General features: G+C 45.7%; 16 protein-coding genes. 13 read left to right on the forward strand and 3 right to left on the reverse strand.

Features of this window, described 5'->3' with window-relative positions; all coding sequences use genetic code 11:
* Positions 1-207: 207 nt before the first annotated feature.
* From GCA01S_RS13585 to nikC, 8 genes are all read left to right on the forward strand, one after another.
* Positions 208-480: a YgaB family protein gene (locus tag GCA01S_RS13585; RefSeq protein ID WP_017436554.1), complete on the forward strand. Its 273-nt coding sequence runs from the start codon at positions 208-210 to the stop codon at positions 478-480.
* Positions 481-561: 81 nt separating this feature from the next.
* Positions 562-1,095 carry a nucleoside tri-diphosphate phosphatase gene (gene ntdP / locus GCA01S_RS13590; protein WP_042410774.1) on the forward strand — a complete coding sequence of 178 codons (534 nt, stop codon included), beginning with the start codon at positions 562-564 and terminating at the stop codon, positions 1,093-1,095.
* A gap of 71 nt (positions 1,096-1,166) precedes the next feature.
* The gene (locus tag GCA01S_RS13595; RefSeq protein ID WP_042410775.1) at positions 1,167-2,915 is read left to right on the forward strand and encodes an ABC transporter ATP-binding protein; all 1,749 of its coding nucleotides are present in this window, start codon (positions 1,167-1,169) and stop codon (positions 2,913-2,915) included.
* A 208-nt stretch (positions 2,916-3,123) separates the two neighbouring features.
* Complete coding sequence (locus GCA01S_RS13600; protein ID WP_042410749.1) at positions 3,124-4,149, forward strand: ABC transporter ATP-binding protein; 1,026 nt, start codon at positions 3,124-3,126, stop codon at positions 4,147-4,149.
* A complete protein-coding gene (locus tag GCA01S_RS13605; protein ID WP_017436550.1) occupies positions 4,115-5,080 on the forward strand; it encodes an ABC transporter ATP-binding protein in 966 nt (321 codons plus the stop codon). Before GCA01S_RS13600 ends, GCA01S_RS13605 begins: the two co-directional genes overlap by 35 nt.
* 52 nt (positions 5,081-5,132) lie before the next feature.
* Positions 5,133-6,737 carry an ABC transporter substrate-binding protein gene (locus GCA01S_RS13610; protein ID WP_042410750.1) on the forward strand — a complete coding sequence of 535 codons (1,605 nt, stop codon included), beginning with the start codon at positions 5,133-5,135 and terminating at the stop codon, positions 6,735-6,737.
* Positions 6,738-6,804: 67 nt separating this feature from the next.
* Complete coding sequence (locus tag GCA01S_RS13615; protein ID WP_042410751.1) at positions 6,805-7,809, forward strand: ABC transporter permease; 1,005 nt, start codon at positions 6,805-6,807, stop codon at positions 7,807-7,809.
* A gap of 18 nt (positions 7,810-7,827) precedes the next feature.
* Entirely contained in the window at positions 7,828-8,727 is a 900-nt protein-coding gene (gene nikC / locus GCA01S_RS13620; RefSeq protein WP_042410752.1) for a nickel transporter permease, read from the forward strand.
* Positions 8,728-8,761: 34 nt separating this feature from the next.
* Here the strand turns inward: nikC and GCA01S_RS13625 are convergent, their stop codons facing one another.
* On the reverse strand, positions 8,762-9,823 hold the full coding sequence (locus GCA01S_RS13625) for an FUSC family protein (protein ID WP_042410753.1): 1,062 nt from the start codon (positions 9,821-9,823) through the stop codon (positions 8,762-8,764).
* Between the two features lie 207 nt (positions 9,824-10,030).
* Between GCA01S_RS13625 and GCA01S_RS20185 the strand changes: the two genes are divergently transcribed.
* Positions 10,031-10,180: a hypothetical protein gene (locus GCA01S_RS20185; RefSeq protein WP_155835578.1), complete on the forward strand. Its 150-nt coding sequence runs from the start codon at positions 10,031-10,033 to the stop codon at positions 10,178-10,180.
* A 233-nt stretch (positions 10,181-10,413) separates the two neighbouring features.
* Here the strand turns inward: GCA01S_RS20185 and GCA01S_RS13635 are convergent, their stop codons facing one another.
* Both GCA01S_RS13635 and GCA01S_RS13640 read right to left on the reverse strand, forming a co-directional pair.
* Positions 10,414-14,886 (reverse strand): glutamate synthase-related protein, encoded by a 4,473-nt coding sequence (locus GCA01S_RS13635; RefSeq protein ID WP_042410778.1) that lies wholly within the window; start codon positions 14,884-14,886, stop codon positions 10,414-10,416.
* A gap of 425 nt (positions 14,887-15,311) precedes the next feature.
* The gene (locus GCA01S_RS13640; protein WP_017436543.1) at positions 15,312-16,607 is read right to left on the reverse strand and encodes a glutamate-1-semialdehyde 2,1-aminomutase; all 1,296 of its coding nucleotides are present in this window, start codon (positions 16,605-16,607) and stop codon (positions 15,312-15,314) included.
* Positions 16,608-16,855: 248 nt separating this feature from the next.
* Here GCA01S_RS13640 and GCA01S_RS13645 point away from each other — a divergent pair, with 248 nt between their 5' ends.
* The 4 genes from GCA01S_RS13645 to GCA01S_RS13660 all read left to right on the forward strand — a co-directional run bounded on the left by GCA01S_RS13645 (position 16,856) and on the right by GCA01S_RS13660 (position 20,647).
* Positions 16,856-17,860, forward strand: a complete 1,005-nt coding sequence (locus tag GCA01S_RS13645) for an ABC transporter ATP-binding protein (protein WP_017436542.1) — start codon at positions 16,856-16,858, stop codon at positions 17,858-17,860.
* Entirely contained in the window at positions 17,853-18,644 is a 792-nt protein-coding gene (locus GCA01S_RS13650; protein WP_017436541.1) for an ABC transporter permease, read from the forward strand. The genes GCA01S_RS13645 and GCA01S_RS13650 overlap by 8 nt, the downstream gene beginning before the upstream one ends.
* Positions 18,645-18,647: 3 nt before the next feature.
* The gene (locus GCA01S_RS13655; protein ID WP_042410755.1) at positions 18,648-19,433 is read left to right on the forward strand and encodes an ABC transporter permease; all 786 of its coding nucleotides are present in this window, start codon (positions 18,648-18,650) and stop codon (positions 19,431-19,433) included.
* Positions 19,434-19,684: 251 nt separating this feature from the next.
* A complete protein-coding gene (locus tag GCA01S_RS13660) occupies positions 19,685-20,647 on the forward strand; it encodes an L-lactate dehydrogenase (RefSeq protein ID WP_042410756.1) in 963 nt (320 codons plus the stop codon).
* Positions 20,648-20,655 lie beyond the last annotated feature (8 nt).

Raw genomic sequence — 20,655 nt, forward strand, 5'->3', positions numbered from 1 at the left:
TCACCGCGAAAACGCCAACGTAAGTTGCAACTGCAACATGATCGGAGCAACGACAAAAGTTGCCACAACTCTACATATATAGTCAAAGGAATTTACAAGCCCTTCCCCGAAATATATAAACAGCTAGCGGCTGCACAATATGGAAAAGTGCTTACAGTTTTGACGCACGCTTACCTGCGGAATCACAGGGGAAGGGAGAAAACGGTCATGGAGCTGTTTGAACGTTTAGTGAATGAACAATTAAAAACAATGGAGCAGCTGTTGTTTCTACAGTCGGAAATCGAGCGCTGCCAAGAAATTAAAAAACAATTGATCGAACTACAGCAAGAAGCAAAACTTCAATCGATTCAGGAAGAAATCCAGCAGATGAAACAACAGTTAAAGGAAATTCAACAAACGTTTGAAAAGCAAACGGAAGAAGTTATTCTTTCTTATCAAAACCAGTATCGCCGCACATGTGAGCCATCTTCAGCTTGGTAGGATGGCTCTCTTTTGTTTTCAATTATCTGCCCAATCGTTATAATAGGAAAGAGAAGTTCCCATAGGAAAGTAGGGAGAATGATGTCTGGATATCCTGTAGATGGAGAGATTATTCAAATCCATAGTTATAAACATAATGGGATGATTCACCGTATATGGGAAAAAACATTGGTGCTAAAAGGAGCTTCTACATATATTATTGGGGCGAATGACAAAACACTGGTGACGGAAGCGGACGGCCGGACATGGGTGACGCGCGAGCCAGCCATCTGTTTTTTCCATGCTAAACATTGGTTTAACATTATTGGGATGATTCGCGATGACGGGGTTTATTATTATTGCAACTTAAGTTCGCCATTTGTATGGGATGAGGAAGCGCTCAAATATATCGATTATGATTTGGATATTAAGGTATTCCCGGATATGACATATATTTTGCTTGATGAAGATGAGTATGAATGTCACCGCAAAGAGATGAATTATCCCGATGTGATCGACCGTATTTTAAAAAATAACGTAAAAAAGCTGATCAGCTGGATTCAAGAACGAAAGGGCCCGTTTGCGCCTGATTTTATTGACAAGTGGTATGAAAAGTTTCAGTCATATCGAAAGTGAATAAAAAAGAAGAAAGCAAAAAGCCTGTTCGTCGCCGCAAACAGGTTTTTCTGCTTTTAAGGGGGATTTTTATGGAAAGTATTCGCCGCTATATGCAATTTGTCCGCCCATACAAGTGGTATATTATCGCTACAATGATCATCGGCATTATTAAGTTTGCGATCCCGCTTCTTATTCCATTGCTGCTGAAATATGTGGTGGATGAAATCATTGGAAATGAGACGATGCCAATGTCGGTGAAAACCACCCGGCTTTGGTGGGCGCTTGTGATTATGTTGGTTATTTTTGTTCTAATTCGTCCGATTGTCGAATATTATCGGCAATATTTTGCCCAGTGGACAGCGAGCAAAGTGCTGTATGACATTCGCAACCAGTTGTTTACACATATGCAAAAACTAAGTTTTACATATTATTCGAATCACCGCACCGGTGAAATTATTTCGCGCGTCATTAACGATGTCGAACAGACAAAAGATTTTATTATTACGGGACTGATGAATCTCTGGTTAGATATGGCAACCATTATGATTGCACTTGTTATTATGATGAAGATGGATATGAAATTAACGCTTGTTTCCATTAGTACGCTGCCGATTTATGCGCTTTCAGTAAAATATTTTTTCGGACGTCTCCGGCAGCGGACAAGAATGCGCTCTCAAGCTTTGGCAGAGCTTCAAGCTTATTTGCATGAGCGGGTGCAAGGAATGTCGGTCATTAAAAGTTTCGCGATCGAAGAAGCGGAGCAGAAGCGGTTTTCTGCGCAAAACAACCATTTTTTAACAAAGGCGCTGATGCATACGAGCTGGAACGCCAAATCGTTTGCGGTTGTCAACACGGTCACCGATATCGCTCCGATCATGGTGATTATTTATGCTGGTTACCAAGTGCTGCTCGGCCATATTACCGTCGGAACGATGGTTGCTTTCGTCGGATATATCGACCGGCTGTACAGCCCGCTGCGCCGTCTTGTGAATTCGTCAACGACCTTAACGCAGTCGTTCGCTTCGATGGATCGAATGTTTGAGTTTTTCGATGAGCCGTATGATGTTACAGATGCGCCAAACGCGGTCGATTGTCGAGAAGTAAAAGGCGATATTGTATTTGATCATGTTACGTTTGCTTATCATAAAAATGAACCGCCGGTGCTGCGCGATATTTCGTTTTCCGTGAAAGCAGGGGAAACGATCGCCCTTGTCGGCATGAGCGGCGGCGGAAAATCTACGTTAGTAAGCCTGATCCCGCGCTTTTATGATGTGACAGAGGGGAGGATTTTATTGGATGGCATCGATATTCGCGATATACGCGTGCGCAGTCTTCGTGATAAAATCGGCATCGTTTTTCAAGACAGCTTTTTATTCAGCGACTCAGTGAAAGACAACATTTTGCTCGGAAAGCCGGATGCGACGGATGAAGAGGTCATTGCCGCCGCAAAAGCCGCCAATGCCCATGATTTTATTATGAGCCTGCCGGATGGATATGACACAAAAGTCGGGGAGCGCGGCATAAAATTGTCCGGAGGGCAAAAACAGCGGATCGCTATCGCCCGCGTCTTTCTAAAAAATCCGCCTTTGCTTATTTTCGATGAAGCGACATCGGCGCTCGATCTCGAAAATGAGCATTACATTCAAGAAGCGCTGGAACGGCTTGCCAAAAATCGCACAACGTTTATTGTTGCCCATCGCCTTTCGACGATTACGCATGCGGATCGCATTTTCCTTATTGAAAACGGCAAGATTGTTGAAAGCGGCACCCACGAGGAATTAATGGCGAAACAAGGGAGCTATTATCATTTATTTACAATCCAGCAACTCCATCAATAAGTAAAAGAAAAATATTTATATTATTGGAAAATAAAAGATAAAAACGGTTTTACGCACTGTAAGACCGTTTTTTATTATTATTTCATCTATTCATATAATTTTAATTTTTTATAATATTATATTGTCTTATGAAAAATTGCATGGCATAATTTTAATTAAAATAAAAATATTTTATCAATTCAGTTCAATCGGGATAGGAGGTGAAATAATGGCAGATGCACGTGTGCTGGAAGTGAAAGGGTTAAAAACGTCTTTTTTTACGGATGAAGGAGAAATTCCCGCCGTTGATGGCGTTGATTTTTACATAAATGAAGGTGAAATTTTAGGAGTCGTCGGCGAATCAGGATGCGGAAAAAGCGTCACCTCGCTGTCGATTATGGGCTTGTTGCCGAAAGGGGTCGGGCGCATTATCGATGGTGAAATTCTTTTTAAAGGAGAAAATCTCGTTCATGCCTCCGAAAAACGGATGAAGCAGATTCGCGGCAATGAAATCGCGATGATTTTTCAAGAGCCAATGACATCCTTAAATCCGCTGTTTACGATTGGCAATCAGTTAATAGAGGCGATTCGCATACATACGAAGGCGAGCAAGAAAGAAGCGAAAGCAAGAGCCGTCGAGATGTTAAAGCTGGTCGGCCTGCCGCGCGCGGAGCAAATCATCGACGAATATCCGCACCAGCTCTCCGGCGGGATGCGCCAGCGTGTGATGATTGCGATGGCGATGGTGTGCAATCCGGCGCTGCTCATTGCCGACGAGCCGACTACGGCACTCGATGTGACGATTCAGGCACAAATTTTGGCGTTGATGAAAGAGCTGAATAAAAACTTTCACACCTCGATCATGATGATTACACACGACTTGGGAGTAGTCGCTGAAATATGCGACCGTGTGATTGTCATGTATTCGGGAAAGATTGTGGAAGAGGGCGATGTGCGGACGATTTTTAAAAATCCGAAACATCCGTATACGATCGGCCTGATTCAATCGGTTCCCGACATTCGCGACAAAAAAGAACGGTTATATTCCATTCCAGGCAATGTGCCGAAGCCGGGATCGGTTCGCCAAGGATGTCGGTTTGCGGCAAGGTGCGAGCATGCTTTTTCCCGTTGTCTTCAAGAAGATCCAGAACTATACGAAGCAGGAGAACGCGGCCATCGCGTCCGCTGTTTTTTGCCGCTCGGAGAGGGGGAACAAAATCGTGAGCGAGCCGCTGTTGCAAGTGAAAGGGCTTAAAAAGTATTTTCCGATTACGGGAGGAGTGTTTGGCAAAAAAGTTGGCGAAGTGAAAGCAGTCGATGATGTTACTTTTACCGTCTATAAAGGGGAAACGCTTGGCATTGTCGGGGAAAGCGGCTGTGGCAAGTCAACGACAGGGCGGATGCTCCTCCGTTTAATTGAACCGACAGCAGGGTCGATCGTTTTTGAAGGAAAAGAAGTAACGACATTGCCTAAAGCAGAATTGCGGAAAATGCGGCGCGATATGCAAATGATTTTTCAGGATCCTTTCGCCTCGTTGAATCCGCGCCATACGGTGGAAAAAATTTTGGAAGAGCCGCTAATCGTACATGGAATAGGCTCCAAAGAGGAGCGGAAAAAGCGCGTTCGGGAGATGCTGGAAGTGGTCGGGCTTGGACAATATCATGCCAAGCGCTATCCTCATCAGTTCAGCGGCGGGCAGCGGCAACGCATCGGCATCGCGCGCGCTTTGATGACCAATCCGAAGCTTATTATCGCCGATGAGCCAGTGTCTGCACTCGATGTGTCGATTCAGGCGCAAGTATTAAATTTACTAGAAGATTTACAAAAAGAATTTGGACTTACATATATTTTTATCGCCCATGATTTAGGGGTTGTCCGCCATATCAGCGACCGCGTCGGCGTGATGTATTTAGGACGCCTAGTGGAATTGGCCGATAGCGATCAATTATATCAATCGCCGAAACATCCGTATACGCAGGCGCTTCTTTCTGCTGTGCCGATTCCGGACCCGGAGTATAAAAGAGAACGCCAGCTTTTATCAGGCGATTTGCCAAACCCGGCCAATCCGCCGCAAGGGTGCGCGTTTCATACGCGCTGCAGCGCTTGCATGGATATCTGCAAGCAAAAGCGGCCGGAGATGAAAGAAGTAGAAAAAGGGCATTACGTTGCTTGCCATTTGTATTAGCAGGATGGCAACCAACGAAATGATAGAAATTTTATTTAAGGGGGAACAAAGAATGAGGAGAAAAACATGGATGACATTGCTTGCCTTGATGCTTGCGGTGTCAATGGCGCTTGTCGGCTGCGGAAAGTCAGAAAAAACAAGCAGCGGCGCAACAGAAAAATCATCATCGCAAGATACGCTCGTCTACGGACGCGGCGGCGATTCTGTCTCGCTTGACCCGGCTACGGTTACGGATGGGGAATCGTTAAAGGTAACGAAAAATATTTTTGATACACTGTTAGACTATAATGACGAAGATACGACGGTAAAACCGGCATTGGCGACTGAATGGACGATTTCCAAAGACGGGCTGACCTATACGTTTAAGCTCCGCAAAGGTGTGAAATTCCATGATGGAACGGATTTTAACGCTGAAGCGGTGGTCTTTAACTTTGAACGTTGGGCCAATGGCAACGCGGACAAATTTCCGTATTACGGCTCGATGTTTGGCGGTTATAAAAACGACGAAAGTCATGTCATTAAAGAAGTAAAGGCAGTGGACGACTACACGGTTCAATTTGTGTTGAAGCGTCCACAGGCGCCGTTTTTGAAAAATATTGCCATGCCGCCGTTTGCGATCGCCAGCCCGGCAGCGATTAAAAAATATGGAGACAAATTTGGGGAAAATCCAGTTGGAACCGGCCCGTTCATTTTTAAAGAATGGAAGCGCAACGAGCGCATTGTTTTAGAAAAAAATAAAGATTATTGGGAAAAAGGGTATCCGAAGCTGAATCAATTGATCTTTGTTTCCATTCCAGATAACTCTGCGCGTCTCAATGCGTTGTTAAAAGGTGAAATCGATTTGATGGAAGACTTGAATCCAACCGATTTGAAACAAGTGGAAGGAAATAAAGATTTCCAAATTTTTAAACGTCCGTCGATGAACGTCGGTTACGTCGGATTGACGGCGACGAGAGGCCCGTTGAAAAACAAATTAGTCCGTCAAGCATTGAACTATGCAGTGGACAAAAAGGCGATTATTGACGCGTTCTACGCCGGCCAGGCGGAACCGGCGAAAAACCCGATGCCGCCAAGCATTCCTGGCTATAATGATGCCATTCAAGACTATCCGTTTGATTTAAATAAAGCGAAAGAATTGCTCGCAAAAGCAGGATATCCAAACGGCTTCGAAATGGAGCTATGGGCAATGCCGGTGCCGCGTCCATATATGCCGGACGGAAAAAAAATCGCTGAGGCGCTGCAAGCGAATTTTGCAAAAATCGGCGTCAAAGCGAAAATCGTTACGTATGAATGGGCTACTTACTTAGATAAATTGGCCAAAGGAGAAGCCGATGCGTTCTTGCTTGGCTGGACCGGCGATAACGGCGACGCCGACAACTTCTTGTACGCGCTGCTCGACAAAGACAGCATCGGCAGCAACAACTATACGTATTATTCGAATGATGAGCTTCATAGAATTTTAGTCGAAGCACAAACAGTCAGTGACGAAAACAAACGAAATGAACTGTACAAAAAGGCACAAGAGATTATTAAAGAGGATGCTCCATGGATTCCGCTCGTTCACTCGACACCGCTGCTTGCCGGCAAAGCAAACATTAAAGGGTTTAAGCCGCATCCAACTGGCTCCGATAAATTTACAAAAGTCGAATTCAAATAACGATATGCGGAGGGGAAAGGAGTGCATCCTCCCCTCTTTTTCATGATCGGCAAAAGGAGGGAGAGAAGTGCTTTCATATGCAGTCAGAAGAATACTCATGGTCATCCCTGTATTGTTGGGAATGTCACTTGTCGTTTTTTTCATGATTCGCGCGATACCGGGCAATCCCGCGCAAGTCATTTTAGGACAGAAAGCGACGAAGGAAGCGGTTGCCGCGTTAACGCATAAGCTAGGCTTAGATCAACCTTGGTATGTGCAGTACATTAAATATTTAGGCAGCCTGCTGCATGGAGATTTAGGAGAGTCGATCCGCACCGGCGCCGCGATATCGGATGAAATTTGGCCGTATTTAGCGGCGACGCTGGAGCTGTCGCTTGCCGCGATGATCATCGCAGTCGTCATCGGGGTCAATGCTGGCATTATTAGTGCTTGGTTTCAAAATTCCTGGTTTGACTATATCGCGATGGTGCTGGCGCTTATTGGCGTTTCGATGCCGATTTTCTGGCTGGGCTTGATGGAGCAGTGGGTGTTTGCGATTCAGTTAGATTGGCTGCCGACATCAGGAAGGGAAGACGTGAGAAGCCCGATTGAGCCGATTACCCACCTGTATTTGCTTGATACGCTTCTAGCAGGAAATACGGAGCAATTTATGCAAGTCGTGCAGCATTTAATTTTGCCAAGTGTCGCCTTAGCGACGATTCCAATGGCGATTATCGCCCGGATTACGCGCTCGAGCATGCTCGAAGTGATGAAATCGGATTACATCCGCACGGCAAGAGCAAAAGGGTTAAGCATGTTTTGGGTCGTGTATAAGCATTCATTGAAAAATGCCATCATTCCAGTGTTGACCGTTATTGGTTTGCAAACAGGCCTATTGCTTGGCGGCGCGATTTTAACAGAGACGATTTTCAGCTGGCCCGGCATTGGCCGCTACATTTACGACGCGATTGGCTATCGTGATTATCCGGTTATTCAGTCGGGAATTTTGGTGATCGCTACCATCTTTATTTTTATTAACTTAATCGTCGATCTGCTTTATGCGATGATCGATCCACGCATCAAATATAACTAAGGAAGGGGGAAAGCGGATATGGCGGAACTGGCACGCAATCAAACGCCGATGCATACGGTGCAAGAAAAAACAGAGTCTGCTTCCCTATGGAAAGAAGGATGGCGCCGATTTCGCAAAAACAAAATCGCTCTTATCGGACTGGGCATCGTCGTCTTTTTTATCTTGCTGGCCATTTTTGCTCCACTGCTGGCGCCTTATGACTTTAAAGATCAAAATTTAGCAGAGCGGCTCCAGCCGCCGTCATCGAAACATTTATTTGGAACGGACGATTTTGGAAGGGATATTTTCTCACGTGTTATTTACGGGGCGAGAATCTCACTGTGGGTCGGCTTTTTCTCTGTGCTTGGCTCGGTCATTGCCGGCTCGCTGCTCGGCATCATCGCGGGATATTACGGGCGCTGGATTGACGGCATTATTTCGCGACTGTTTGATATTATGCTCGCCTTTCCAAGCATTTTGTTGGCTATTGGTATTGTCGCTGTGCTCGGGCCGTCTTTGCAAAATGCATTAATTGCGATTGCCGTCATCAACATTCCGAACTTTGGGCGCTTGATCCGCTCGCGCGTCTTAAGCATTAAACAAGAAGAATACATCATGGCGGCAAAAGCAATTGGAATGAGTGATACGCGCATTTTGTTCCACCACATTTTGCCAAACAGCATGGCACCGATTATTGTACAGGGGACGCTGGCGATTGCGACGGCCATCATTGAAGCGGCCGCTCTTGGATTTTTAGGACTAGGGGCGCAGCCGCCAAATCCGGAGTGGGGGAAAATGCTTGCTGATTCGAAAGACTTTTTGACACAGGCGCCATGGACGATGATTTTTCCGGGGCTGGCCATTATGCTTACGGTGCTTGGCTTTAACTTAATGGGCGACGGATTGCGCGATGCGCTAGACCCGCGCATGAAAAGCTAACGAAAAAGGCTATCTCTTCAGCGGAGATAGCCTTTTAGTCATTGACTAAAGTTTTCGCTAAGGAAGAATCATGATGATAATGATGGAAGCTGTCAATCAGCTTATCAAGACGTTCCAACTGCTCGCTGTAATCGATAATCGTGCCAACCAACGAGAAAAGATAATATTCGTGCGATTGATGGTGATGCGCGTAAAACGCCTCAATGAGCCGCATTCTTTCATGATGTGTTTCATTGACTGTGTCAGTATGCGGCAGGTGTTTTACTTTGCCAATAAACTTTAATAGTATTTGTTCGTGATAATGAAGCAGGCAATCTAACTGTGAACGGATGATTTGCTGGAATTCGAGCGGCATGTGATACAGTTCGTTTTCAAAACGATGGAGAAGTTTTAATGTCTCGAGCGCCCGGTTAGTCGCGACGATCATTTGCCGGTATAACACGAGCTTTCGCGATTTTTGGAAGCGATTTTTACGAAAATACGTGCGCTCTTCTTTATACATTAAGTAAAGATGTTCAAGCTTTGTCATATTTTCTTTCATTTTTTCAATATCTTCTTTTAAAATGTGATGTTCCGATGCGTGTCTCGTATGGATGCGAATCCACTTTAAAATGTTTTCCGTGTTTTCGGTAATTTTTTCATATAGTTTCTTTTCATATTTTGGCGGTAGAAAGATTAAATTGACAACAAAAGCAGCAAATATGCCAAGCATAATGGTGAGAAAGCGGATAACGGCAAATTCGATAAACTGTTTATCCGTATATTCCATAATCGCAATAACCGTAACCAGCGCCACTGAAATGGTAGATTCTAGGCGCATTTTTAAGCAGAGGGCGATAACAATCATCAGCGTAAGGCCGATAATAAATGGATCGCGTCCAAATAACAGGACGGCGATGATTGCCAAGACGGCCCCGATGATATTCGCCTGCACTTGTTCGACCAATGAAAGGTAAGAGCGGTAGATCGTCGGCTGCATCGCAAACACAGCCGAAATTCCCGCGAATACGGGAGAAGGCAAGTGTAGCAGTGCTGCGAGGAAAAGCGCCAATGTAACGGCGATTCCCGTTTTAAAAATGCGGGCACCGAGCTTCATAGTATCTTCAAACCTCTCCTCTTTCGTTCTCGTAAACAATTTAGTACTATACACGCTTTTATATATGATATCAAGTGGGAAATATACATGGAATATGTGAACCTCTCTGCCTAAATGTTTCGCATGATAGAAGGGGAATGTGTCCGGGGATTTTGGTTCAAAAATGGCAGGAGAGATTCTCTTGCGAAATGGATGGTGGCTGTTGGCATGATTGGTCGTGTTGGCTGCGCCGTGCCTGTTACGATGAAGTCCTTTTTGCATGAAAAAATTGTTTCTTTGCAAATCAAGGAAGGGAAGTCAGGGAAAAGCGTCACTGTCAACGATTTACGCAAAATAAGACGTTTGCTAGAAACATGAAATGAAGCGGAAAAAACAAACACCGGATAAGATCAAGGGGTACAAATATACAATAACATTTATCGATGCAAAAGGTAAAAAAATAAATATGACAATCTTTGATGATAGGCTAGTAAGGACACAGCAACAATATACTATGAAACGATCGATAAAGAAGTGCCGGCAGGAGAGAACAATGGATGTAAGAGCAAATCAAAAAAGAGCATCCCGCCGTGAGCAGGATGCTCTTTTCGTCATTCCGTCGAAATCGAAGGGTCTGCTTGTTCTTTTGTCGGGATGATTTGGAAGAAATGGTCTTCTACGTTTTCGAGAAGCGGCTGTAATGATTGCGCTTCTTCGTGCTGATCATGTTCTTTTAACAGTTCAATGTATGTCGATAACAGTTCTTCGACATCTGCTTTGCCGCGTTCGTTTAATGGCTCGAGGCGTACTTGCGCTCCTTTGGCGATGCGGCGCTCTAACGCCGCTTTGGTTAAGCCCATTTCAGGCTGATGGCGCAAGTAGACGACACCACCTGTCATGCCGGCGCAAATCCATGGGCCTGGGTCGCCAAGGACGAGCCCGCGTCCATTTGTCATGTATTCAAAAGCAAACCCTTTAATATTGGCGCGTGTTCCGATGTTTCCGTGTTCTTCATCCGGAAGCGGAACGGTTACTTGGCCGCCGATGATCATATCGGCGCCGGAGAGGCGGATGCCGGCGCGTGCATCGGCGTTTCCTTGCACGACGAGAAGTCCTTTTTGCGCACCGTATCCAAAGCCTTTGCCGACAGACCCATTATAAAATTTTCCGTCTTTTCCTTTTGCTTTAAAAATCAAGACGCTGCCGCCAAATGCGGTTTTTCCGACGCCATCTTGTCCGCCGCCGTCAACATGAATGTGAATGCCATGAGTGTTATAAGCGCCAAGGCCGTTCCCTGGGATCGAGCCTTTCGTATAGCGCAAGGTGACGTTTGGCAATTTTTTGTACGAACCATCCAGACGTCCGCGCACGCGGTGGCATGAAACACGGCTGCCAAGAACGCGCTGTTCCGATGTCACAGTCGTAAATTCACGGGAGCGGTGCAAATCTTCTACATGATAATCAAGATATTCCGCTCCAGCGGCCACGAGCAATGCTGGTTCTTCCGCGCTTGCGGCCGCTTCTTTTGGCGCCAGCTGCTCGACCTCGAGCACTTCGAGCAAGTTTGCTAGATTCATTTGCCCCAGTCCTCTTGTTTGTCCCAATAAGTCAGAGCGGCCGACAACATCTTGCAGACGGGTAACCCCGAGAGCTGCTGTTAACGCTTTTAGCTCGTTTCCAAAAGCGGTGAATAAGTTGACTAATCCTTGCACCGCCGCCTCGAATTGCCGCGGTACGAAACGGCGCAGCCCATGCTCTTTTGCTTGTGCTACCGATTCAATTTGCGTAGCAATGCCGACGTGGCACGTATCTAAATGACAGCCGCGGCAGGTCGTACAGCCGATCGCGATCATTGATAATGTACCGAAGCCGATGCGGTTTGCCCCAAGCAGCATCACTTTAAGAACGTCCAGCGCGCTCTTGATGCCGCCGTCCGCCCAAATTTCGACTTTGTGTCGCAAACCGGCTTCGATGAGCGCGTTATGGGCCGCTTTTACTCCGATTTCCACTGGCAGGCCGACATGCTGCAGGGCGTGGATGCGCGCCGCCCCGGTTCCGCCGTCAAAGCCGCTTAATGTAATAATATCCGCCCCCGCTTTGGCGATGCCGACGGCAATCGTTCCAATGTTTGGCACGACCGGCACTTTAACGGCGACTTTTGCCTTATCGTTTGCCGTTTTTAATTCGGCGATCATTTGCGCTAAATCTTCGATTGAATAAATGTCGTGGTTATTGGACGGCGAAATTAAGTCGGAACCGACTGTTGCGTTCCGCGCTTCGGCGATTTTTGCCGTCACTTTTGAACCTGGAAGGTGTCCGCCTTCGCCTGGTTTTGCCCCTTGGCCGATTTTAATTTCGAGCAGATTCGAAGAGTTCAACAGCTCCGCGTTGACCCCGAAACGGCCGGAGGCGATTTGCTGGCCGCGCGTACGCGGGTATTTGCCGAGCATATCTTTAATTTCGCCGCCTTCGCCGTTGAGGCTGACCATATTTAATCGGTCTGCCGCTTCCGCATAAGCACGGAACGCCACTTCATTTTGCGAGCCGAACGACATCGAAGCAATGACAAACGGCAGGCTATGTTCACCGACACTAATATCGACTTTTTCGACCGGAACCGGCTTGTTGGATTTTTTCATATCCAGCAAGTGGCGAATGGTTGTCGGCGTTTCGCTTTCCAGCTCGTTTGCTTTTTCCCGGTAGCTGTCATATGATCCTGTTTGTGCGACTTCACCAATCGCCTTCCAAATGCGCGGGAAGAGGTGGAACGTTTTTCTCGGCTTGGCGTTTTCGTTGGCGTAGTCTTCGGCGCGGGCGATGGCGTCTTGTTTTAGTGCCGCGAAATCGTATTGCAATGAATCTGAACCAAAGAAGTTGACGATGTTTAACACATCGGCAATTTCATCATGCAGTCCGATCGACGAGAAGAGACGGCTGTAACCGCGCAATTCATGAATGCCGATGGTGGAAATGACTTTTTCTAATCCTTTATTCAGTGCTTTAAATAAGTTTACTACAGGCGTAATCGATTCTTCTGCCGCAACCGTCGCAAACATGAGATACGGGCTGATGGCGTTTGCTCCTAACCCATAGGCGACGATCACATCGTGAAGGGAGCGAATCGCACCGGAACGAAGCAAAAGCGAACAGTCGCGGCGCAAATCTTGTTTTGTCAGCGCTTGATCAATCGCCGATGTAACAAGTAATGGGTCAATCCATAAGTTTCCGTTTTGGTGTGCCTCTGCATCGTCTAAAACGAGCAAGGTTTTGCCGGAACGAACCGCCTTACATGCTTCAGCGGCAAGACGCGCTAGCGCTTCTGGAATTGTTTCTTCGCTTGTAAATGTCGTTGACAAGATGTGCGTTAACTGTTTTTCTTGGAACGAATGAACGATTTGATCATACGAAGGATGGCCTAGTTCCGCTAAACAATCACTGCCGATTTTCCCCTCGATGAGAATCGGCGAGCCAAGCTCGATTACATAGGAAGCTTCTGCTTTTTTTACGAGAGATGGCCGTTTTCCGATGACGGTTCTTGTGGAGAAATGTTCCATCTCACGGTCGCGGTCAATCGCCGGATTGGTGACAACAGCGACGCTTTCTTTAATAAAGTCGGCAAGATTTTTGCGGTTCGGATCAATCGCTGCCAGCGGCGCGTCATGACCAAGTGAGCGAATCGGCTCCGCACCTTTTTCTGCCATTTGCTCTAACAGCTGAATATGCTCCCTGTCCCAGCCAAATGCCGCATATTGCCCGTTATGCACTTTAGTCGGAGCGGAGGAAAATATATAGTTTTCTAGTTTCGGAACATCGAGGCGTTTTCGAAAGTTTGCGATATCAAACCGCCCCGAAAAACGAGTGTATACTTCTTCTTGGAATTGCTCATATTCCAACACTTGAATGGCTCCGCTGCCGGACCACATCAAACCGATTTTTTCCCCCGGCGCAAGCGGTTTGGGGTCGCCAGTATATTCGCATGTTGGGATAATTCCCGGTTCGGACGTAAACACAAACCGCTTTTCCGTTTCTAATTTCCACAGCGGTCGCAAACCAAGGGCATCGACGCTGAATACTGCTTCGTCGGCGTAGCGGGAGATAATCGCCGCCGGCCCTTGGGCGAAATGTCCCCACGCCTCGCGGATGTATGCATATAAATCTTGCAAGTGTGGCGGATATTTCTTGATTTCATTCAAAATAGGCGGGAATAGTATATCCATCGCTTCAAATAAGCTATAGCCATAGCGGCAAATAAGCGTTTCCATCGTGCGGCTTAAATCTTGGGAATCGCTGCCGTCTTTTGTCAGCGGAACGCCGATCATCACCGCTTCCTCGCGCAGCTTTGCGATCGTGTTGATTTCTCCGTTATGTCCTAATACGCTAAACGGCTGAACGCGGAAAAAGTTAGACAGCGTATTGGTCGAGTAACGGTTATGCCCTAATGTCATGGTCGATGCGATAAATGGGTGGGCCAAGTCATGATAGTATTTTGGCAAAATATCTCCGGCTCCCATCACTTTATAGACAACGTGGAAATTGCTTAAAGAGGCGACATGGGCATGTTCATCTTGCTCGATGTCAATAGCGAGATCAAATAACCGTTTCGAAAGTTGCATCTTGTCGTTTGGCAGCAAGGCGATTTGCCAAAATACCGGTTCTTGTCGAAGCGCGATTGGACCTAATGCGCTCGATGAAGTGACTCGGTCCGATTCAAAAATCAATGAGAAACCATAACGTTTACAAAGCTGTTTGATTTGTGCTTTGACATTGTCTACATCTGCAGACCGATGGATGAAAACATGGCCGACGGCAAAGCTTTCGTCATTGGCAATCTCCGGGTTTTGGCCGGCATTTGCGAGTTTTTCCATCCACAGTTTTCTCGGAATATCCATATGAATGCCGACGCCGTCTCCTTCGCCGTTAATAAAGCCGGCGCGGTGGTTCATTTTGACAAGTGCATCAATGCATGTCATAATGTTTTCGCGCGTCGGGATGCGCTGCTTTTCAATGGCGGCGACAATACCACAGGCATCATGCTCGACCTGATGAAAGTTTTTGAAAAGATTCGGATTCCAGCGTTGTTTCATATGCAAGTGGCGTGATCCAGCGGGAAGGAACCCGCCTTCGCCGTTCACCTCCTGTTGTATTCCCTAAACCTCTGTACAATGGAATCGGCATGCTCTAGCGCACTACACCTTGTATAGATGCTCCCTCTTGTTCCGCTAGATTTTCATGGACAAATACGTGTCCTGTCAGCCCGTTATAAAACCGATCCCCGCTTCATCTTGATAACGTCAGTGACGGATTTCCGAATGGTAAGCGGCAAATCACGTCTTAATTTTCAGAATTTATAACTTATCATACCATGTCAGAAAGTTCAAATCAATTAATTATTCACTTTATTGGATATATTATTCACAAAATTGTCAAGTTTTTTATTGTTTGTTTGTAACCGTTTTCATAAATATAGCAAACCATCCAGGAGAAGATCCTTCCTGGATGGCTTGTATAATTATGCATTTTTTAATTGTTTAAATGCGTTTTCTACCGCCTGAAGCGTATATTCAATGTCGCCTTCTGTATGTGCGAGCGTGACAAACCACGCTTCATATTTCGAAGGAGCGAGGTTGATGCCTTGTTTTAACATGAGTTTAAAGAACTTCGCAAACATTTCGCCGTCGCTTCGCTGTGCTTGTTCATAGTTTTCGACTTTTTCGGTCGTAAAGTAAACGGTAAGTGCGCCTTTTAACCGGTTGATTGTTACTGGAATGCCATATTTGTCGGCATGGTGAAGAATGCCTTCTTCTAACATCGCACCAAGTTTATCAAGGTATTCATACACGCCGTCTTGCTGCAGTACTTCAAGGCAGGCGATGCCGGCAAGGATGGAAGCAGGGTTGCCTGCCATTGTCCCCGCTTGGTAGGCCGGACCGAGTGGGGCGACTTGTTCCATAATGTCTTGACGGCCGCCATAGGCGCCGATCGGCAGACCGCCGCCGATAATTTTGCCCATTGCCGTTAAATCAGGTTCAATCCCTAATAAATTTTGCGCCCCGCCGTACATAAAGCGGAATGCCGTGATGACTTCATCGTAAATGACAAGTGCTCCTGCCTGATGAGCGATCTCATTGATCGCTTCTAAAAAGCCAGGTTTTGGTGTAACGATGCCAAAGTTGCCAACGATCGGTTCGACAAGCACGGCGGCGACTTGGTCTCCCCATATTTCCATCGCTTGTTTGAATGAGTCAACATCGTTGTACGGTACAGTAATTACTTCTTGGGCAATGCTTTTTGGCACGCCGGCAGAATCTGGGGTTCCTAACGTCGACGGACCAGAGCCGGCAGCGACAAGGACAAGATCGGAATGTCCGTGGTAGCAGCCAGCAAATTTAACGATTTTATCACGGCCGGTATAGGCGCGCGCGACGCGAATCGTCGTCATGACCGCTTCCGTCCCTGAGTTAACAAAACGCACTTTTTCTAAGGATGGAATCGCTTCTTTTAGCATTTTCGCGAACGTAATTTCATGAGGAGTTGGAGTGCCATAAAGGACGCCTGTCTCTGCAGCACGCTGAATCGCTTTCGTGATGTGCGGATGGGCATGGCCTGTAATAATCGGTCCGTATGCCGCCAAATAGTCAATATATTTGTTGCCGTCGACGTCCCAAAAATAAGCGCCTTGCGCCCGCTCCATGACGACCGGCGCTCCGCCGCCGACCGCTTTATACGAACGGGATGGGCTGTTTACGCCGCCGACGATATGCTTGAGCGCTTCCTGATACAATTGTTCCGATTTCGTAAAATTCATGTTCTAAAGCCTCCTGTGATCCTCATAGTCTTTTACCTTCCTATTCTAACATATTTATAGTGATTGGAGCTTTTTGGCGTTTCGCATGGCGGTGATTGGACGATACACGAATGGAAAATGATAACAAAACAAAAAAGATGAAATATCGGCGTGTTTATGTATAATGCAATACGTAGCGAAAATCATTCCGCTTTACGAAAAAAGGAATTTCATACCTTTTTCTGTGTCTATATACAGGGAGGAGAACTATGAACGCCATCGAAGTGGAAAACTTACGAAAAGAGTTTAAATCGTATTCAAGCCGCTCCGGCTTAATCGGCGCGTTTCGCGATTTATTTACGCGAAACTATAAAATCATTCGTGCGGTGAATGATATTTCGTTTACCGTAAAGCAAGGGGAAATCGTTGGCTATATCGGCGAAAACGGCGCAGGAAAATCGACGACCATTAAAATGCTGACGGGAATTTTGACGCCGACGGCGGGAAAAGTGATCGTCAACGGCATGAATCCGCATAAAGAGCGGGAAAAGTTCGTGCGGACGATCGGTGTGGTATTCGGACAGCGTTCCCAATTGTGGTGGGACATTGCGGTGCAAGAATCGTTTCGGCTCTTGAAAAAAGTGTATCGCGTTTCCGATGAAGATTATCGGCAACATATGGAACATATTATTGAGGCGCTAGATATCGGCCCGCTCTTGGACAAGCCGGTGCGCAAGCTGTCGCTCGGGCAGCGGATGCGCTGTGAACTGGCAGCGGCGCTCATTCATAATCCGCCGTTGTTGTTTTTGGATGAGCCGACCATTGGCCTCGATGTGCTTGTAAAACTGAAAATCCGCCAGTTTTTAAAAGAAATTAATGAAAAATACAACACGACGATTTTATTGACGACACATGATATTTCCGATATCGAAGCGTTATGCGAGCGTGTCATTATGCTTGATGAAGGCAAAATCATTTACGATGGTTCGCTTAAGCGTCTCAAAGAAAAATGGGGAGAAGGAAAGCAAATCCAGTTTACGTTTGCGGGCGAAATCACGTTTCATGCGTTACGAGAACTAACGAATGGTCTGCAAGTGATATGGAAAAAAGGGGAGCAAGACAATGTCTGGACAGCACAAGTGCCTTCCGCGTTATTGCCGGAAGTGATCGGCCGCGTTGTCGCCCGCTATTCGATTCAAGATATGAACATTAATGAAATTTCTACAGAAGAAATTATACGCAACATCTATGAAGAAGGTGTTGTGCATGGATAAATATATTGAGATGATCCGCATCCGCTTTTTAATGATGCTTGCTTACCGGACCAATTATTATACGGGCATTCTTATTTACGCCATTAATATCGCCGCGTACTATTTTCTCTGGTCAGCGATTTACGGCAGCAAATCGACGATGCAAGGAATGTCGATGGCGCAAATGACCACGTATGTCGCCATCTCATGGATGGCGCGGGCGTTTTATTTCAATAATATCGACCGTGAAATCGCCATGGAGATTAAAGAAGGAAGAGTGGCGACAGAGCTGATTCGTCCTTACAGTTATCTCGGAATGAAAACGATGCAAGGATTAGGGGAAGGAATCTTTCGTTTGTTGTTTCTTTCTCTTCCGGGAATTTTTCTTGTCGCTTTATTTTTGCCGCTTCGTTTTCCAACCGATGTTCATACATGGATGTTTTTCACTTTGTCGATTGCCCTTAGTTTTATTATTAATTCAGAATTAAATTTGCTTGCCGGCATCATAGCATTTTTTACCCTTAACAATGAAGGGTTATTGCGGGCAAAGCGATTTGTGATCGACTTGTTTTCCGGACTTATTTTGCCAATCAGCTTTTATCCAGATTGGGCGCAAGAGGCAATGAAATACTTTCCGTTTCAAGGAATTAGCTATATTCCGAGTATGATTGTAACAGGAAGTTTTCAAGGGCAAGCAATCCTCCATGGCCTTTTGTTTCAGCTTGTATGGTGTGTGCTGTTGCTCATCCCGATTCAGCTGTTGTGGCGAGCGGCGAAAAAACAGCTTGTCATTCAAGGAGGGTGAGTCGTGTTTTACGTATCGATCTTTTTTCAATATATGGCACAATACATGAAAACAAAGCTGCAATATCGTGCCGATTTGCTGGTGGAGTTTATTTCTGATTTGATGTCACAAGCGGTCAATCTTGTTTTTCTTCTCGTTGTGTTTGGGCATACGTCGTTATTGCACGGCTGGACGCGCGATGAAATTTTATTTATTTACGGCTTTTTCTTAGTGCCATATGCGGTGTTCGGAGCATTTTTTAATTTGTGGGATTTTAATGAGCGCTATATTGTGCGTGGAGAAATGGATCGCGTATTGACGCGCCCGGTGCACAGCTTGTTTCAAATTATTCTCGAGCGGATGGAACTTGAATCGTTGCTTGGCGGAGTAACGGGCATCATCATTATGGCGTATGCAAGTGCGCGTTTATCTCTTTCGTTTCATTGGTATGACATTTTGATGTTTATTTTGTTTGTTTTAGGGGGAGCGTTTATTTACGCGGGAGTATTTGTGTCATTGGCAACTATTAGTTTTTGGTCTGATGCTCGTACATCGATCATGCCGATGATGTACAATATCAGCAACTACGGGCGCTATCCGATTGATATTTATCATCGCGTTATCCGCTATATTTTAACGTGGATTTTGCCGTTTGCGTTTGTTGGCGTATATCCCGCATCGTATTTTCTTGGTAAAAAAGAATGGTACGGCTATGCATTTTTTACTCCAATCATGGGTGTTATCTTTTTTGGGATTGCGGTCGTTTTATGGAACGCAGGAGTAAAGCGATATCGGGGTGCGGGGAATTGAGAAAGAGGGTGAATCCAAAAGGAAGTAAAAATTCCTTTAACGGATCCGCCCTCTTATTTTTTATAGGGTATTACGGAGGTTAATAATGACAGACCGTTTTTTCGTTTATTGGATGTTGTTGTGTGAGCAAACTGTTAACAAAAAAGACAAATTTCTCTTATAGTTGATACTTGATAAAGTTTGTGAAATAATGCACAATAAATTTGTGAATAATTTCACAAATTGATTTTTGGAAAGGATGACAGACAACGATGAAAAGACAATGCATGAATCGAGTGGCGCTTGTAGGAACAGGATTCGTTGGGTCCAGCTATGCGTTTGCCCTTATGAATCAAGGAATAGCGGATGAACTAGTGTTGATTGATGTGAATAAAGAGAAGGCGGAGGGCGACGTGATGGACTTCAATCACGGAAAAGTATTTGCGCCGAAGCCAATGAATATATGGCATGGAGATTATCAAGATTGTCGAGATGCCGATTTGGTGGTGATTTGTGCAGGTGCTAACCAAAAACCAGGGGAAACAAGACTCGATCTTGTTGACAAGAACATGAATATCTTTAAAACGATTGTCGATTCTGTGATGAGATCAGGGTTTGATGGCATTTTTCTTGTTGCAACGAATCCAGTAGATATCTTAACGTATGCTACTTGGAAATTCAGCGGCTTACCGAAAGAACGGGTGATCGGCTCGGGAACGATTCTGGATACGGCAAGATTCCGCTTTTTGCTGAGTGAATACTTTCAAGTAGCTCCAACCAATGTGCATGCGTATATTATCGGAGAACATGGGGATACAGAGCTGCCTGTTTGGAGCCGTGCGGAAATTGGAAGTATTCCAGTTGAGCAAATATTGTCGCAAAACGATAGCTACCGAAAAGAGGATTTAGAAAATATCTTTATCAATGTTCGTGACGCGGCATATCAAATTATTGAGAAAAAAGGCGCGACGCATTACGGCATTGCGATGGGGCTAGTCCGCATTACACGCGCTATTTTGCACAATGAAAATGCGATACTCACCGTTTCCGCTTATCTGGACGGCCAATATAACGAGCAAAATGTTTATATCGGCGTACCTGCCATTATCAACCGAAACGGTATTCGCGAGGTAATGGAATTGAAGCTAAATGAAACAGAACAACAGCAATTTCATCATAGCGTAACCGTATTAAAAGACATTCTTTCCCGTTATTTTGATGAGGTAAAGCAATAAATACTGAC

The organism is Parageobacillus caldoxylosilyticus NBRC 107762 (assembly GCF_000632715.1).
Classification (GTDB): Bacteria; Bacillota; Bacilli; order Bacillales; family Anoxybacillaceae; genus Saccharococcus; species Saccharococcus caldoxylosilyticus.

Bases quoted from the DNA above. Each gene is read 5' to 3' on its own strand.
- GCA01S_RS13585 (WP_017436554.1), top strand. From the start codon at position 208: ATGGAGCTGTTTGAACGTTTAGTGAATGAACAATTAAAAACAATGGAG.
- ntdP (WP_042410774.1), top strand. From the start codon at position 562: ATGTCTGGATATCCTGTAGATGGAGAGATTATTCAAATCCATAGTTAT.
- GCA01S_RS13595 (WP_042410775.1), top strand. From the start codon at position 1,167: ATGGAAAGTATTCGCCGCTATATGCAATTTGTCCGCCCATACAAGTGG.
- GCA01S_RS13600 (WP_042410749.1), top strand. From the start codon at position 3,124: ATGGCAGATGCACGTGTGCTGGAAGTGAAAGGGTTAAAAACGTCTTTT.
- GCA01S_RS13610 (WP_042410750.1), top strand. From the start codon at position 5,133: ATGAGGAGAAAAACATGGATGACATTGCTTGCCTTGATGCTTGCGGTG.
- nikC (WP_042410752.1), top strand. From the start codon at position 7,828: ATGGCGGAACTGGCACGCAATCAAACGCCGATGCATACGGTGCAAGAA.
- GCA01S_RS13625 (WP_042410753.1), bottom strand. From the start codon at position 9,823: ATGAAGCTCGGTGCCCGCATTTTTAAAACGGGAATCGCCGTTACATTG.
- GCA01S_RS20185 (WP_155835578.1), top strand. From the start codon at position 10,031: ATGATTGGTCGTGTTGGCTGCGCCGTGCCTGTTACGATGAAGTCCTTT.
- GCA01S_RS13635 (WP_042410778.1), bottom strand. From the start codon at position 14,886: ATGAAACAACGCTGGAATCCGAATCTTTTCAAAAACTTTCATCAGGTC.
- GCA01S_RS13640 (WP_017436543.1), bottom strand. From the start codon at position 16,607: ATGAATTTTACGAAATCGGAACAATTGTATCAGGAAGCGCTCAAGCAT.
- GCA01S_RS13645 (WP_017436542.1), top strand. From the start codon at position 16,856: ATGAACGCCATCGAAGTGGAAAACTTACGAAAAGAGTTTAAATCGTAT.
- GCA01S_RS13650 (WP_017436541.1), top strand. From the start codon at position 17,853: ATGGATAAATATATTGAGATGATCCGCATCCGCTTTTTAATGATGCTT.
- GCA01S_RS13660 (WP_042410756.1), top strand. From the start codon at position 19,685: ATGAAAAGACAATGCATGAATCGAGTGGCGCTTGTAGGAACAGGATTC.